This is a genomic window from Streptomyces sp. NPDC002306, assembly GCF_053593435.1.
The window spans coordinates 24288-39979 of record NZ_JBSFCK010000011.1 but is presented as its reverse complement, the minus strand read 5'-3'; the positions used below and the strand labels follow the sequence as shown (position 1 = coordinate 39979).

Annotated in this window: 11 protein-coding genes; 7 read left to right on the top strand and 4 right to left on the bottom strand. The window is 73.3% G+C overall.

Annotation, left to right across the window (positions count from 1 at the left end; all coding sequences use genetic code 11):
* Positions 1 to 158 precede the first annotated feature (158 nt).
* Both ACWCQK_RS22380 and ACWCQK_RS22375 read left to right on the top strand, forming a co-directional pair.
* Positions 159 to 1631, top strand: a complete 1473-nt coding sequence (locus tag ACWCQK_RS22380; protein WP_451157438.1) for an APC family permease — start codon at positions 159 to 161, stop codon at positions 1629 to 1631.
* A gap of 11 nt (positions 1632 to 1642) precedes the next feature.
* Entirely contained in the window at positions 1643 to 2602 is a 960-nt protein-coding gene (locus tag ACWCQK_RS22375) for a hypothetical protein (protein WP_451157436.1), read from the top strand.
* A 36-nt stretch (positions 2603 to 2638) separates the two neighbouring features.
* Here the strand turns inward: ACWCQK_RS22375 and ACWCQK_RS22370 are convergent, their stop codons facing one another.
* Positions 2639 to 4981, bottom strand: coding sequence for a glycoside hydrolase family 65 protein (locus ACWCQK_RS22370; RefSeq protein WP_451157434.1), 2343 nt, complete (start codon positions 4979 to 4981; stop codon positions 2639 to 2641).
* The gene (locus tag ACWCQK_RS22365) at positions 4978 to 5718 is read right to left on the bottom strand and encodes an HAD family hydrolase (RefSeq protein ID WP_451157432.1); all 741 of its coding nucleotides are present in this window, start codon (positions 5716 to 5718) and stop codon (positions 4978 to 4980) included. Before ACWCQK_RS22365 ends, ACWCQK_RS22370 begins: the two co-directional genes overlap by 4 nt.
* A 151-nt stretch (positions 5719 to 5869) precedes the next feature.
* Between ACWCQK_RS22365 and ACWCQK_RS22360 the strand changes: the two genes are divergently transcribed.
* The gene (locus ACWCQK_RS22360) at positions 5870 to 6589 is read left to right on the top strand and encodes a nucleoside/nucleotide kinase family protein (protein ID WP_451157430.1); all 720 of its coding nucleotides are present in this window, start codon (positions 5870 to 5872) and stop codon (positions 6587 to 6589) included.
* A 43-nt stretch (positions 6590 to 6632) separates the two neighbouring features.
* Here ACWCQK_RS22360 and ACWCQK_RS22355 read toward each other — a convergent pair whose 3' ends face one another.
* On the bottom strand, positions 6633 to 8462 hold the full coding sequence (locus ACWCQK_RS22355) for a hypothetical protein (RefSeq protein WP_451157428.1): 1830 nt from the start codon (positions 8460 to 8462) through the stop codon (positions 6633 to 6635).
* Positions 8463 to 8968: 506 nt separating this feature from the next.
* Here ACWCQK_RS22355 and ACWCQK_RS22350 point away from each other — a divergent pair.
* Complete coding sequence (locus ACWCQK_RS22350) at positions 8969 to 10873, top strand: phosphatase PAP2 family protein (RefSeq protein WP_451157426.1); 1905 nt, start codon at positions 8969 to 8971, stop codon at positions 10871 to 10873.
* 7 nt (positions 10874 to 10880) lie between these two features.
* Here ACWCQK_RS22350 and ACWCQK_RS22345 read toward each other — a convergent pair whose 3' ends face one another.
* The gene (locus ACWCQK_RS22345; protein ID WP_451157425.1) at positions 10881 to 11300 is read right to left on the bottom strand and encodes a DUF3662 domain-containing protein; all 420 of its coding nucleotides are present in this window, start codon (positions 11298 to 11300) and stop codon (positions 10881 to 10883) included.
* A gap of 170 nt (positions 11301 to 11470) precedes the next feature.
* On the opposite strand from ACWCQK_RS22345, the gene ACWCQK_RS22340 reads away from it, so the two are divergent.
* The 3 genes from ACWCQK_RS22340 to ACWCQK_RS22330 all read left to right on the top strand — a co-directional run bounded on the left by ACWCQK_RS22340 (position 11471) and on the right by ACWCQK_RS22330 (position 15685).
* On the top strand, positions 11471 to 12391 hold the full coding sequence (locus tag ACWCQK_RS22340; RefSeq protein WP_451157814.1) for a MurR/RpiR family transcriptional regulator: 921 nt from the start codon (positions 11471 to 11473) through the stop codon (positions 12389 to 12391).
* 292 nt (positions 12392 to 12683) lie between these two features.
* Positions 12684 to 13064 (top strand): hypothetical protein, encoded by a 381-nt coding sequence (locus ACWCQK_RS22335; RefSeq protein WP_451157423.1) that lies wholly within the window; start codon positions 12684 to 12686, stop codon positions 13062 to 13064.
* A gap of 194 nt (positions 13065 to 13258) precedes the next feature.
* Positions 13259 to 15685: a PP2C family protein-serine/threonine phosphatase gene (locus ACWCQK_RS22330; protein WP_451157421.1), complete on the top strand. Its 2427-nt coding sequence runs from the start codon at positions 13259 to 13261 to the stop codon at positions 15683 to 15685.
* The last annotated feature ends 7 nt before the right edge of the window (positions 15686 to 15692 follow it).

Genomic DNA, 15692 nt, shown 5'->3' with positions numbered 1-15692 from the left:
CCGTCCGTCGACGCAGCGGCTGAACGGTAACCACCGGCTTTTCGCCGTCCCTGACCGAGGTCAACTCTCTCCGGTACAAGGCGGCCGCAACCCCCCACCCCCCAGCGTCGTCGGGGCAGGTCGCCCTCGCGTCGTGCACGACGGAAAGCAGCACAACCATGAGCAGCAACAGGGGCAGAGGGCTACAGGCCAACGTCCTCGGCACGTTCGACACGGTGGTGATGGCGGTCGCGGGCAGCGCTCCGGCCTACTCGCTGGCCGCCACCACCGCCGTGCTGGTGGGCGCGGTCGGTCTCGCCAGCCCCGCGGCGCTGCTGTACTGCGCGATACCCATGCTCGGCATCGCGCTGGCCTTCAGCTACCTGGGCCGTATCGACGTGAACGCGGGCGCCAGTTACTCGTGGGTGGGGCGCACGCTCCACCCGTTCCTGGGGTTCATCAGCGGCTGGGCGCTGGTGATCTCGGCGACCATCTTCATGGTGGCCGGCTCGCTCCCGGCGGGGTCGATGACGCTCGCCCTCTTCGACGAGAGCCTCGCCGACGACACCGCCCTGTCGACCGTCGTCGGTGCCGCCTGGTTCCTGGTCATGCTGGGGGTGGTGCTCGGCGGCGCCCGGCTCACGGTCCGCGCGCAGCTCGTCATGTCGGGCGTCGAACTGGCCGTGCTGGCCCTGTTCGCGGTCCTCGCGCTGTTCCACACGGGCAACGCGCGGGCCTTCGACTGGTCCTGGTTCGGCTTCGGCCACTTCGACGGCGTGTCGGGGTTCGCGTCGGGCGCGCTGGTCGCCGCGTTCTACTACTGGGGCTGGGACGTCACCAGCAATCTGAGCGAGGAGACCCGCAACAGCCGTCGTACGACGGGACTCGCGGGCCTCATCGGCGTGGGTATCGTCTTCCTGCTCTTCGAGGTCTTCACCGTCGCGGTGAACGTGATCCTGTCGGACCGGCAGATCGCGGCGAACGGCGCCAACGTGCTGGGCGCGCTCGGCGACGAGATCTGGCCGGGCTGGGGCGGGAAGCTGCTGATCGTGTCGGTGATGCTGTCCACCATCGCCACGCTGGAGACCACGCTCATCCAGGTCACGCGCTCCCTCTTCGCGATGGGCCGGGACCGTACGCTGCCGGCCGCGCTGGGCCGGGTGCACCGCACCTGGAACACGCCCTGGGTGGCGATCACGGTGGTCGGCGGGGTCGCACTGGCGATGTTCGTCGCCGCCAACGCGCTCGGCTCGGTCGGGGAGATCCTCGCGGACGCCATCTCGGCCATCGGTCTGCAGATCGCCGTGTACTACGGTCTCGCGGGCCTGGCGGTGGTCGTCGCCTACCGCAAGACGCTGCTGCGCTCGCCGGCCCACTTCCTGTTCGGCGGGGTGTGGCCGCTGCTGGGCGCCCTGTTCATGTTCTGGATCTTCGTCGAGTCGCTCGGTGAACTCAGCGGCGCCGCCATCGCGATCGGGCTCGGCGGGCTGGCCGCCGGCCTGGTGCCGATGTTCTGGTACTGGAGGCAGGGCAGCGACTACTACCGGCCCGCCCGGCTGGACGCGACCCGCACCGTCGTGAGCGAGTACGTTCCCGCCGACCGCGCGACCGCCAGCGCGGTCGCCCACGAGGGTCTCCCCACCGACTTCTGAGGGGGAACCCGATGGCGCGAGACCGTTTCGCTCCCGACTTCGACCCCGACTGCGGGGACACGGCCCTCACCTCCGCCCGGCAGGACATCGTCATCGGCCGCTGGCAGGGCCTGCGGGACCTGCTGCGCGCCACCGGCGGCGACTGGCCGGTGCGAGGCCACCGGGTCCGGCTGCTGGCGCAGGCCTGCGCGGGCAGTTCGACGGTCGAGACCTGGCTGGCCGCCGAGCCGCACAGCGCCGACGCGCTGGTGCTGCGGGCGGCGACGGAGACCGCCCGGGTGTTCAACCTCGCCATCGCCACGGGCCGGGGGGTGCCCGTCGACCAGCGGCGGGTCGACACGGCGGTGCTGGCCTGCCTTCGTGCCGCCGAGGTGTATCCGCAGGACCCGACGCCGTGGATCTCCCTGATCTCCGTCGCCCGGCTGTACCCGTCGGGCGTACGGCGGCGGGAACTGGCTCGCTGGTGGGACGAGTTGCACCGGCGTGACCCGTACAGCGTGGAGGGTCACCTCCAGGTGCTGCACTACTACTCCTCACGCTGGCACGGCACGCACGGCCTCATGTACGACTTCGCCCGCGACGCGGCCGGCGCGGCACCGCCCGGCTGCGCGCTGCCGGTCCTGGTGCAGTACGCGCGGGTCGAGGAGTACCGCTACGCCCTGGACGCCGCGAAGGGCAGACAGGCCTCGGTGCGACTGGGACAGCACTGGAACAACGACGGCGCGGTGAGCGACGTACGGCGCACCTGGCAGCGCTGGATCGCGGAGCGCCCGGACGGTCCGGCCGAGCCCGCGGAGCTGCGCGACCTCAACCACCTGGCGCACGCGGCCTGCATGGCGGGTGCCGAGGACGTCGCCGGGGCGCTGCTGCGGATGCTGGGCCCGCGGGCGACGCGCACTCCGTGGTCGTACACCGGGGATCCGCAGCAGCAACTCGTCAGATGGCGCAAGGAGCTGACGGTGGGCGCCTGACGACGACCGCGGCCCGATCCGCGGTCGCCACCGGGGTCAGCGGGGGCTCGGGGCGCGGTGCGGCGGCTGTTCGGGCGCCTGGCGTGCCGCAGTCGGCGGGACCGGGCGGACCGCCGGGCCGTCGCCGTTCAGGGTGACGGACTGCCCGTGGTGACGGATCGTCAGCGGGGCACCGGACAGCAGTGTGTACGTGGCCTTGTCCTGGCCGATCTCCACGCGCAGGCGTCGGCCGAGGAGTTGGAGGGTGAAGGCCAGGCGGCCGAACCGTTCGGGCAGCCGGGGCGCGAACCTGAGGGTGCCGCCGTCGTCGCGCAGCCCGCCGAAGCCCGCGACCAGCGCCGTCCAGGTACCGGCCAGCGACGCGATGTGCAGTCCGTCGCGGGTGTTGTGCTCCAGGTCGGCGAGGTCCATCAGCGCCGCCTCGGCGGTGTAGGCGTAGGCGAGGCCCAGGTGGCCCGCCTGGGCGGCGACGACGGCCTGGCAGCACGCGGACAGCGAGGAGTCCCGTACGGTCAGCGGTTCGTAGTAGGCGAAGTTGCGGGCGATCTGCTCCTCGTCGAAGAAGCTGCCGCAGGTGTACATCGCCAGGACCAGGTCGGCCTGTTTGACGACCTGTTTGCGGTAGAGGTCGAAGTAGGGGAAGTGCAGCAGCAGGGGGTACTGGTCGGGGTTCGTGGCCGCGAAGTCCCAGCGCTGGTAGCGCGTGAAGCCCTCGTGCTGCTCGTGGACGCCGAGTTCGTCGTTGTAGGGGATGTACACGGCCTCGGCGGCGTCCCGCCAGGCCGCGCTCTCCTCCACGTCGGCGCCGAGCCGGGCCGCCGCCTCCGGGTGGCGTTCGACGGCGTCGGCCGCGGCCAGCAGGTTCGTCCGGGCCATGAGGTTGGTGTAGGTGTTGTCGTCCGCGACCGCGCTGTACTCGTCGGGGCCGGTGACCCCGTCGATGTGGAAGGCACCGCGCGGATCGTGGTGTCCCAGGGAGCGCCACAGCCGGGCTGTCTCCACCAGCAGTTCGAGGCCCGTCTCCCGCTCGAAGTCGGTGTCGCCGGTCGCCTGCGTGTAACGCACCGCCGCGCCGGCGATGTCGGCGTTGACATGGAAGGCCGCCGTGCCCGCCGGCCAGTAGGCCGACCCTTCCGACCCCTCGATGGTCCGCCAGGGGAACGCGGCGCCGCGCAGGCCGAGTTGGGTAGCGCGTTCGCGGGCCGCGGGCAGGGTGCTGTGCCGCCAGCGCAGCGCCTCGGCCACGGCCTCGGGCGCGGTGTAGGTCAGCAGCGGCAGGACGAAGGTCTCGGTGTCCCAGAAGGCGTGGCCGTCGTAGCCGGAGCCGGTCAGGCCCTTGGCGGGTATCGCGCGCCGTTCCGCGCGCGCCCCGGCCTGGAGCACGTGGAAGAGGGCGAAGCGGACGGCCTGCTGGATCTCCTCGTCCCCGTCGACCTCGACATCGGCGCGCGCCCAGAAGTCGTCGAGGTAGGCCCGCTGCTCGTCGAGGAGGCCCTCCCAGCCGCTGTGTCCGGCCGCCGCGAGGGCCGCCTCGACCTGGTCGCTCATCGCGGGCCGGGAACGGGCCCCGGACCAGCCGTGCGCGACCAGCTTCGCCACCCGCAGCCGCTCGCCCGGCTCGAGCACGGAGGTGACGGTCAGCCGGGCCACGTCGACGTTGCTCTCGGCGCTCGTCGTGGTGCGCTCGGGACCGGTCACGGTGTGGTCGGCGGCGACGGCCACCCGCAGACCGCTGCGCCGGGTGCGGTGCACGAGACGCAGCCGCCGGCCGAGGGCGAAGTCCTCCTCGGGCTCCAGCGGCGACTTCAGCGCCTTCGCCGCGCGCGGGTCGCCGTCCGGCTCAGGCAGGCTCTCGTTGGCGACCAGTTCCGACTGGATGACGATGCGCGACCGGGCGCCGACGGCCTCCACCTCGTACGCCACGGCCGCGATCGCCCGCTGGGTGAGGGAGACCAGCCGGGTCGACCGCAGCCGTACGGTCGTCCCGGCGGGCGAGGTCCACTCGCACACCCGCTCCAGCACCCCCCGGCGCAGGTCCAGGGTGCGTTCGTGGGCGACGAGGCGTCCGTAGCGCAGGTCGAAGGGCTCGTCGTCGACGAGCAGCCGCAGCACCTTGCCGTTGGTGACGTTGATGACGGTCTGGCCCGACTCCGGGTAGCCGTAGCCGGCCTCGGCGTAGGGCAGCGGGTGCAGTTCGTGCACGCCGTTGAGGTAGGAGCCGGGCAGGCCGTGCGGTTCGCCCTCGTCGAGGTTGCCGCGCCAGCCGACATGGCCGTTCGACAGCGCGAACACGGACTCGCTCTGGGCGAGCACGTCGAGCCGGAGGGCGGTCTCGCGCACGGCCCACGGCTCCACGGTGTACGACCGTTGAGTGATCACGCCCGGCCTCCCAGCTCGGCGAGGTCCTTCACGACGACGTCCGCGCCGTGCGCGTAGAGCGCGTCGGTCTGTCCGGTGCGGTCGACGCCGACGACGTAGCCGAAGTGGCCGGTGCGGCCCGCGTCCATCCCGGCCAGGGCGTCCTCGAAGACGGCGGCGCGGGCCGGTTCGACGCCGAGGTCGCGGGCCGCGGCGAGGAACGTGTCGGGGTGCGGCTTGCCCGGCAGCTTCCGTTCGGCGGCCACCACACCGTCGACGCGTACCTCGAAGAGGTGCTCGGCGCCGATCGAGCGCAGCACGTCGAGGGTGTTGGCGCTGGAGGAGACGATCGCGGTGCGCAGCCCGTGCGCGCGTACCGCGTCGAGATAGCGCAGGGTGCCCTCGTAGGCCTCGACGCCGTCGGTGCGGATCCGCTTCAGGAGCAGTTCGTTCTTGTGGTTGCCGAGGCCGTTGACCGTACCGGCGTCCGGCGGGTCGCCGGGGTCCCCCTCGGGCAGTTCGATGTCCCGGGAGGCGAGGAAGGTGCGCACGCCGTCGGCGCGCGGGCGGCCGTCGACGTACTCGTCGTAGTCGGCCCCGGCGTCGAACGGCCGGAAGTGTTCGCCGTCGCGTTCGCGCAGGAACGCGTCGAACGTCTCCTTCCAGGCGGCCGCGTGCACGACGGCGGTCTTGGTGACGACCCCGTCGAGGTCGAAGAGGCAGGCCTGGATGTCTTCGGGTAGACCGAGCTGCGTCATACAGTGACCGTTCCCCGTTGAACGGCGTCCACGGGGTGGCGCGCGCCACAGGGGAGGAAATCTCGTCCCCGTGCCCTGGGTAGGATCGGCCGCTCATGCCGGGTCAGGTGAACGCGGCGCATCGGGGGGTCTTCCGGTGAGGTGTACGCACATGGCCTTCGAGGATCTGGTCCGCCGGGCCGCGGCGCTGGTACGGCCGGGGCACCGGGCGGTCCTCGGTATCACGGGGAGTCCGGGAGCGGGCAAGACGACCCTCGCCGCGCGCCTGGTACGGGAGTTGAACGGCGCCGGGCCCGCTTGGGCCGCGCATGTCCCGATGGACGGCTTCCACCTCGCCGATGTCGAGCTGGACCGGCTCGGCCGCCGTGGCCGCAAGGGCGCGCCGGACACCTTCGACGCGGCCGGGTACGCGGCGCTGCTGCGCCGGCTGCGGGAGGAACCGGACGGTCAGGAGACCGTGTACGCGCCCGGGTTCGAGCGGGTGCTGGAACAGCCGATCGCGGGGGCGATCCCGGTGCCGCCGACGGCCCGGCTGGTCGTGACGGAGGGCAACTACCTGCTGCTGGGGACGGGCTCGTGGTCGCGGGTGCGGGCGCAGCTGGACGAGGTGTGGTTCTGCGAGCTGGACGAGCCGGAGCGGATCCGGCGGCTGACCGCCCGGCACGAGGAGTTCGGCAAGGGCCACGAGGAAGCTGTGGCGTGGGTGCTGGGCACGGACCAGCGCAACGCCGACCTGGTGGCGGGGACCCGCGCCCGCGCGGACCTGGTGGTGCCGACGACGGCCCTGCCGGACGCGAAGGCGAACACCGACACGGACGCGGACACGAAGGCGAAGGCCGACACGGCCCCGGACCCGGACGCGCGAGGCTGATCGCCCCGGACGGGGACGGGGGGCCGGCCCCTGCCGGCCTGGCTCACCCGTGCAGCGTCAGCTCCGGTTCCCCGCGGGCGTCCCCCGCCGCGTCCCCGATCAGCGCGGTGAAGGCCTCCGTCCGGACGCGCAGTCCGTCCTCGCCCGGCTCGAAGACGGGCGTGTACGGGCCCTCGGGGCCGTAGCGCACGGCGAACACGTGCAGGTCCGCCGGGGCACCGGGGGCCGGGCCCGCCTCCAGGGCGGTGGAGGACACCAGGTGCCGCCAGCCCTGGTCGGGATCGCCGTAGCCGCGCGGGTCGGCGGCCAGGGCGAACGCGGCCTGCTCCTGGGTGGTCCCGGCACGGGCGTCGAAGTGGTCGACGCCCGCCGACCGCGGGTGGGTGAGCCGCAGGACCCCCGCGCTCGTCACCCGCGGCCGCGCGGTCCTGCGCACCCGCTCCCCGTCGTCCGTGGCGTACGGCAGCCCGGCCAGCAGGTACGGCGTCCCGTCCATGCGTTCCACGGCGACCGTCACCCACAGGCTCGTGCCGTCCGTGACGTACAGGGACCGCACATGGCACAGGACGTGGTCGCGGCCGACGACCGGCTTGGTGACCAGTTTGGCCGTCAGGGCGTCCACCCGGACGTCGCGGACCCGGACCTCGCCCATGGGACGGGACATCAGGAAGCCGTCGAGCACCGGGCCGAAGCCGTGCTGGCGGTCGACCACCGCGGGCAGGTAGTACGTGCCCGCCGCCTCCAGCAGCGCCGGGGTCATCCGGTCGTCGAAAGCCACCGAGACCGTCCCCGCGCGCAGTTGGTGGCGGACCGGAGCCGCCGAGGGCGTGCGATGCCAGGGCGTGGTGTCCTGGATCTGCCAGACCAGCATGAAGGCGAAGTGGCCGTCGACGCCGCCGTCGTCCTTCACCGCGTGCCGGCCCCAGCGCGTGTCGCCCCGGTAGCGGCCCAGGTCGGAGCCGATGCGGCGGCTGAAGTAGCGCAGGCCGAGGACCGACTCGAAGCCGGAGTGCTGCTCGCTGTAACGGGGGCCGCCGAGGTCGAAGCCGCCGTTGGTCAGGCGCGCGTCGAGGTAGCGGGCCAGCGCGTCGCCGTCCTCGGCGAACATCGCCGCGCCGCTGACCCGGTGGGCCTGGGCGAGGAAGGACAGCGAGATCGGGCCGTAGTTGTTGTCGTACGCGCCCCCGTGCTCGGGAGGCAGCAGCGCGCCCCGGTCGCGGACGCGCCGGGCGCGGATCTCGTCGGTGTAGAGGGCGAGCGCGCGGGCCCGCACCGGCTCGGCCTGCCCGGGCGGGAGGTGGCGGGCCAGCATCAGGCCGCCCACGACACAGCCGATGGCCTGGTTGCCCGCCTCCTGCGGGTTGAAGAAGGTCGCGCCGGTGAGCCAGTTCCAGTAGCCGTGCGCGACCGTCAGCAGTTCCGCGCGCTGGTCCTCGTCGACGAGCCGGTCCGCCGCGTCCAGCACGTTCACCGCCTGGAGCAGCGCCCACACCGTGCTCGGCCAGTCGCCTACGGGGTGCGCGCCGGCCTCCAGGACATAGCGGGCGTACGGCAGTTCGGTGCCCCGCGCCGTGAGGTTCGGGTAGCCCGGGTTGTCGTCCCGGTACACCCGCTCCCGCAGATGGAAGGCGAGAGCGCGGCGGACGGCGGACGGCAGGCGCGGGTCCTTCGAGCGCTGCCAGGCGAGCGCCAGCAGGGCGGTGACGCCGAGCGAGGTGTCGCCGATGTCGTAGCCCCCGGCGGGGTGTTCGAGGCTGCCCCGCGCTGTCATGCGGGCGAGGGCCTGCTCGGTGACGTCGGCGAGGACGGCGTCGTACGCCTGCGGAGTGTCGGGGAGATCGTGCAACGGGCCGCGTTGGTAGGGGAGGTGCATCGGTGCTCAGCCCTTCGTTCCGGACGTGGCCATGCCGTCGTCCATCCTCTTCCGGAAAACGAGGGAACAGATGAGTGGGGGCGGGAGCGCGAGCGTCGACAGGGCGAACATCACCCCGCAGGACGAGCCGCCGGCTTCCTGAGGCCGCCTGCGGCGCGGCCTAGCCGTCAGGAGCGACCGTGTCCTTCGCCGGACCCGGTGTCGCGCTGGTCGGTTCGTTCCTGTGAGAGGCCGGCGGCTCGTTCACCCCTGGGACACCTCGAGGTCGCCGGACCCGCGCCGACGGGACACGCCCCGGCCGTACACCTTCGCTGGTACGCCTCACGCGACCCGTCCGTCGCGGGACACAACTCCCCTCCGCTGCAAGGCAGAACACCTCTCCGCACGACGTTCCCGCCCCGACGCGCGGGACACCGCCGCGCCACCGCACGGAACTCCGCACGAGCCGCCCCGAACGCACAACCGCCCCGGGCCGCGGCGCCGATGAGCTCGAGAGAGGCACACGTATGCCGACGTCCGCCGTGAACCGCAGACAGTTCCTCCGCACCGCGCTGGGCGGGTCGGCGGCATCGCTGGCCGCCCCCGCCCTCACCACCTGGCTGAGCGCCGCCGACGCCAAGGCGGCCACGGCGCCGGCCGCGTTCGTCGACGACTACAGGACGAACGTCCTGACCAACCTCACACCCGAGACCAACGCGGTGGTACGGATCCTCGGCGGCATGTCCGAGGTGTGGAAGACCGGTTCCGCCTGGAACACGGGCACGCCGCTGCGCCGCGAGGTGCTGCGCGCCGACATGCGCTACTGCGCGCGGATCACCGGCGCCCGTACCGAGGCCCAGGCCAAGGAGGCCTTCCTCTACGACCGTCAGCACCAGAGCTACGCCATGATCGGCGGCCTGGGTCCGCTGGCCGAGGTGTACCGGGCGGGCGCCAGAGCCGTCACCTCGATCACCAGCGCGCCGGACACCACCCCGGCGACCACGGTCAGCGACGCCGTACCGGCCGACGCGCCCGCCGGGTCGGCGCTGGGAGCGGGCTCGTACACCTCCGACCTCGGCCAGGTGGCCCGGCTCGTCGATATGGTGCGCGGCCCGTACGCCTCGGGCAACCCGGGCAAGTACGCCTTCCAGTACCCGCGTCCGTGGCGGATGAACGAGGACAGCGAGGTCGTCGACACCGGACGGACCGACGCCCTCGGCCGGCCGGTCTACGACTCGGAGGTGGTCGTCGCCCCGCAGTTGCTGCGCCAGCGCGGCACCTCCCCGGCCGACGACGCGGGTTTCCCCAGCGGGCACACCAACGCCTTCCATCTGGCGGGCCTGGCCTACGCGTACGCGGTGCCCGAGCGCTTCCAGGAGCTGGTGGCGCGGGCGTTCGAGCTCAGCCACACCCGGATCGTGTCGGGCATGCACTCCACCGTCGACGTCATCGGCGGCCGTGTCATGGCCACCGCGCTGGCCGCCGCCGCGCTGGCCGACCCGGCGAACGCGGAACTCAAGGCGACGGCGCGCGCCCAGGCGCTCGCGTACTTCCGGCAGCGCACGGGCACGTCCGCCGACACGCTGTACGCCTACGCCCACGCGGCCGGTACGGACACCGATCCGTACGCCGACCGGGACGCCAACGCCCGTGCCCTCGCGCCGAGGCTGACGTACGTGCTCACCCGGCACGGGCGGGACACGCCGCTGACCGTGCCCAAGGGCGCGGAGGTGCTGCTGGAGACGCGGCTGCCGTACCTGGACGCGGCGCAGCGGCGCGCGGTGCTGCGTACGACCGCGCTGCCCTCCGGGTACGTCCTCCTCGACGGGTTCGAGCAGTGGGGGCGGCTGGACCTGTTCGCGGCGGCGGACGGTTACGGCTCCTTCGAGTCCGACGTGAGCGTCACGCTGGACGCGGCGGCCGGGGGCTTCCTGGCGGCCGACAGCTGGCGCAACGACATCGACGGACGCGGTGGGCTCGTCAAGCGCGGCACCGGCACGCTCACGCTGACCGGCGCCAACCGGTACACCGGCGGCACCGTGGTGGCGGGCGGCACGCTGGTCGCCGGTTCGGCGACGGCGCTGGGGTGCGGGGACGTCCGGGTCCTGGACGGGACGCTGCGGGCCGACGAGCCGGTGCGGGTGCGCGGGGCGTACCTCCAGGAGTCCGGCACGGTGCTGGACCTGACGCTGCGCGGCGACCACGCGACCGCGCTGAGCGTGGCCGGACGGGTCCTGCTCGGCCGGGGCGGCGTGCTGTCGCTGCGTCCGGACGCCGGCCGTCCGCCGGTCGCGGGCAGCACGGTCCGCGTGCTCGACGCCCGCGCGCTGCGCGGCCGGTTCGACCGCGTGGAACTGGACTCCCCGACGCTGCGGGCCGAACCCGTGTACACGGCGGAGGGTCTGTCGGTACGACTGAGGCCGGCCACGTGACCGCTGTCTACCGGTGGTGACGGTCCTGACGTGCCGCGCGCTCGAACTCCCGGGCGCTGACGTGGGGCATCACCCGACTCGCCACCCGGTAGCGGCCGTTGGGCAGCTTCGGGGCCCTGGCGATGTGGACCGTGAGCGGCCCCGCCCACTCGTAGCCCCGGTGCTCCGCGTGCCGGGCGAGGTTGTCGGTCAGGGCCTGGCCGACGCGGCTGCCCCGGCGCGTCAGTTCGTCGTGGACGGTGGCGTCCAGTTCGACGTCGTAGGCGTTGGGGACCACGACCAGACGCTTGCTGCACACCACGGCGTGGTCGTCGCACTCGCGGCGCAGCGCGGCGAGGAGCTCCACCGGTTCCCTGCCGACGACGCGGGCCCAGAAGGCCGCCCAATGGTGCTCCAGGGTCAGTTCCAGTGCACTGAGTGCACGCATACGAGGTCACCTGCCCGCTCCGGCGTCACTGTTACCCGGCATCGGGTGCCCTCGCCACGCCCGGCTATCCCTCTGACGGACTCATGCCAGGGGGGCCCGCGCCACCGGCCCTGGTCACCACGGTGGGTGAGCTATGTTGAGTCTCTGTGGGAGACAAAGAAGACGCGCCGGTGCCCTCGCTCCAGCAGGCCCGCGCACAGGCATCCGCGATCACCTCGGGAAAGACGGCCCCCCAGGCGGAGGTCTCCCCCACCTCCCAGCTCAGGGCGCTCTTCGACGGACCCCATCTGTCCCCCGGGCAGCGGCGCGTCGCGCAGTACCTGATCGAACACATCACGGAGGCCGCCTTCCTGTCGATCACCGACCTCGCGGAGCGCGTCGGCGTCAGCCAGCCCTCGGTGACCCGGTTCGCCGCGGCGGTGGGATTCAGCGGCTACCCGGCGCTGCGGGAGAAACTCCAGGCGATCGCGCTGGGCACCCTGGCCGGTGGCGGGGCGGCCGAGGAGAACCGGAGCAACGAACTCCAGGCGGCGGTGGACGCCGAGATCGAGAACCTGGAGAACCTGCGCCGCGACTTCGCGGATCCGGACCGGCTGATCGAGATCGGCCGCGAGCTGTCGGAGTCGGCGCCGCTGACGGTGCTCGGGCTGCGCATCTCGGTGTCCCTGGCCGAGTACTTCGCCTACGCGGCGCGGCGCATCCATCCGGATGTGCGTCTGGTGACGCGGGGCGGCAGTGTCGCCTACGACGCGCTGTTGCAGTCCCGCGAGGCGGGCGGCACCTGGGTGCTGGCGTTCTCCATGCCCCGGCACGCCAGCGAGACGCTCGCCGCGGTGCGGGTGGCACGGGGTGCCGGGCTGCGCGTCGCGCTGGTCACCGATCTGGCGCTGGGGGAGCTGGCCGACGCGGCCGACGTCACGTTCGCCACCGGCACGGGCTCCCGGCTGGTCTTCGACTCCTACGCGGCGCCCGGTGTGCTGGCCGCCGCGCTGCTCCAGGCCATGACGGACGCCGGGCCGGAGCGGACCCAGGCCCGGCTGGAGGAGTACGAGCAGGTGGCCGACCAGCACCAGTTCTTCCTGCGGGAGTGACGACCGGGGCCTGCGGCCCGCCGTTCGCCCAGGTCAGACGGTATTTCGCGAGGATCATTCAGAACAGGGCGCGCATGAATGTTTTCATGCGTCTTGCAAAGCCGATGGCATATATAAATACTGCTCACGGCCGCACCCGCCCCGCGGCAGCCGTTCCCTACCCGAGTCGGCGCCCGGGGCGTCCGGTCGGGCGCCGCCTGCGCGAGTGCCCGTGGCGGCTCCGGTCATCCCCTGGACCGGGGCCGCCCCACAACGTCGGACCACCCGTCCCGACGCCGCACACCCGGAAGTGATGATCATGACTCTCACGACGACGCGCATCAGCCCGGACTGGCCGTGCCAGGTCAAGGTGCCCGGCAGCTACGACTGGGAACGCTCGGCGGCCAGGTGGCTGCGGGAACTCGTGCCGACGCGCTACGCGAGCTACCCGGTCCTGATGCGCCACCCCGTGCTGCTGGCCCGGCACGCGCAGATCCAGGTCCAGCAGGAGATCCGGATCGCCCGCACCGCGCTGCAGACCGCGCGTGCCGAGCTGCCGCGCCTGGGCCTGCCCGAGACGGTCATCGAGCACACGATCAAGATGTACGCGGCCGAGGTCCTGCAACTCCAGCACATCGCCCGGAGCGTCCGCGCGGTCACCGGCGCCCTGGCCGAGCACGGCACCACCCGCTGAACTCCGCGGCCGGATCGGCCGCGGTCCTGCCCGAGCGCACCACCACGACGACGGCCACGGCAGCCGCGCGACCAGCCGTCCGAGACCCGGACACGGTGGCCGTACGGCGTCATGGACAGGGGTGTCCCGGGTCGCCGCGGAGCGGCGGGAGGGCACCAAGTCAGGGGAGCACGGCCACGATCGGAGCGCGTCGCATGTGCCATGCTCGTCGCGTGACGAGCGAGCCCGTGTTCCCGGCGAAGTCCGGTGCCGTGCCCGATCTGGTGGCCCTGACCAGGATCGTGGCCAGGCAGCGTGCCGAGATGGACCGGTTGCACGACCTGGCCGCCGGCGCGGCCGTGCTGGAACGGGCCAGGGGCGTGGTGATGGCACTGACCGGCCGCACCGCGGACGCCGCGCACGACGAGCTGCTGCGGCGGGCCGAGGCCGGCGACCGCACCCTGCTGGAGGAATGCCGGATCACACTCGCGGGCCTCCCGGCTCCGCGCCCCGCCACACCGCGGGCCGCCCCGCCCGCCACCACCGCCCCGCCCACCGACGGCACCGCACCCGGCACCGGCGCCTGCGCCGCCGTACGGGACCCTGAGCCGGACCACGCCGAGGCGCTCGGCCGGCTCGGCCGGGCCCTGGTCCGGGTCCGCGGCGCGCAGGACCTCGCGTCGTGTCTGCTGGAGCATCTCGCGCCGGCCGTGGAAGCGGACGCCGTCATGATCTACGCCCTGCCGCCCACCGGTGGGCTGCAACTGGTCGGGCACGCCGGGCTGGACGAGACGACGGCCGGGCGGTGGCGCCGGATGCCGCCGCGCGGCGACGTGGCCGCGCTGGACGCGCTCCGGAAGGGCGAGCCCCGCTGGCTGGAGGACTTCGGGACGGACCGCGAGCGGTATCGGCCGGCCGGCGATCCGCCCGGGCGATGGCTGTCCCGCGCCTGGCTGCCGGTGGTGACCGGCGGCCCGACGGACTACTCGATCGGGTTCCTGCGCCGCCGGGACGGGCCGTTCGCCCCGCACGTCCGGACCCAACTGCGGGAGGCCGCCCGGCTCTGCGCGGGCCGACCGGACGCGTTCCGCGCCCCGCGGGAGCCGTCCGGCGACCGGCACACCGACTCCGTGCAGACGGTGTTCGACACCCTGCCGGGCACGGTGCTGCTGCTCACCCCGGACCGGTCCGCCTCGGGCGAGGTCGACGACTTCCGCATCGACGCCGCGACCCCGGAGGCGGCCGATTCCCTCGGCCGCACCGGGCGCGACCTGCTCGGCCGGGGAATGCGGGAGTGCTGGCCCGCCATGGGCGACGAGTCGCTGTGGCCGGGGTGCCTGCGCGCGCTCGACACCGGGGAGCCGTACGAGGGCGAACCCTTCGCGCGGCACGAGCCGGTGGACGGTGTCATGGAGCTCTCCACCTACTCCGTTCGGGTGGCGAGGCTGGGCGACGGGCTGATCCTCAGCTGGCTCCGGCACGCCCCCTCGGACCGGCAGGAGCAGCGGCTGGCGGACGTCCAGCGCCTGGGCAACCTCGGCTGGGCGAACTGGAACCTGGTCACGCACGAGGCCACCTGGTCGTCGCAGGTCTTCGCCGTGCTCGACCGGGATCCCGCGCACGGCCCGGTCCCCCTCGCCGAGCTGCCCGCGCTCGCGTCACCCGAGGACCGGCCCGCGCTGTCCGCGGCGGTCGGCGAACTCCTCGGTTCGGGGCGGCCGTTCGACCTGCCGTTCGGGATCAGGACCGGGGACGGCGTCCGGCACCTGCGGGCCGTGGCCGAGGCGGTGGCGGACGGCACCGGCACACCCGTCGAGGTGCACGGCTTCGTGCAGGACCTCACCGCGCAGCGCAGCGCGGAGCTGGCCCTCGTGGCGAGCGAGCGGGCGATGCTCACCCAGCACGGGGTGTTGCAGGACGAGCGCTCCATGGCGGGCCGTCTGCAGCACGCGCTGCTGCCGCTGCCCAGGAAGCCGGTGGAGCTGGCGGGGCTGCGGGTCGAGGTCGCGTATCTGCCGGCGCAGTCGGGGCTCAACGTGGGCGGTGACTGGTTCAGCGCCATCGAACTACCCGACGGCGAGGTGCTGTTCGTGGTCGGTGACGTCACCGGGCACGGCATCGACGCGGTGGCCTCGATGGCCCAGCTGCGGTTCACCGCCAAGGGCATGATCATCACCGGCTCGTCGCTGACCGGCGCGCTCACCCGGCTCAACGCGCTGCTGCTGCACTCCCGCGACCCGCACGGCACGGCGACCATGATCCTGGCCCGCTACGACCCCGCCGGGCGACGGCTGCTCTGGGCGCAGGCGGGCCATCCGCCGCCGTTGCTGCTCCGGGAGGGGACGGCACGCCATCTCGGCCGACCGCGCGGCATGCTCCTGGGGGCGAGCAACTCCCCCGTCTTCGAGGAGGCGGAGTGCCGTCTCGCACCGGGCGACCGGATCCTGCTGTACACCGACGGACTGGTGGAACGGCCCCGGGAGAGCCTCGACCGCGGACTGGAGCGGCTGGCCCGGGCCGTCGAGACGCACCGGACCGGCGCGTCCGGCTCGTTGGAGCCGCTGCTCGCCTCGATGCTGAAAGGTGAGCGGCGGGACGACGTCTGTGTCGTCGACATCCGGGTGCCGGAGGATTCCGGCTGAGGCCGTG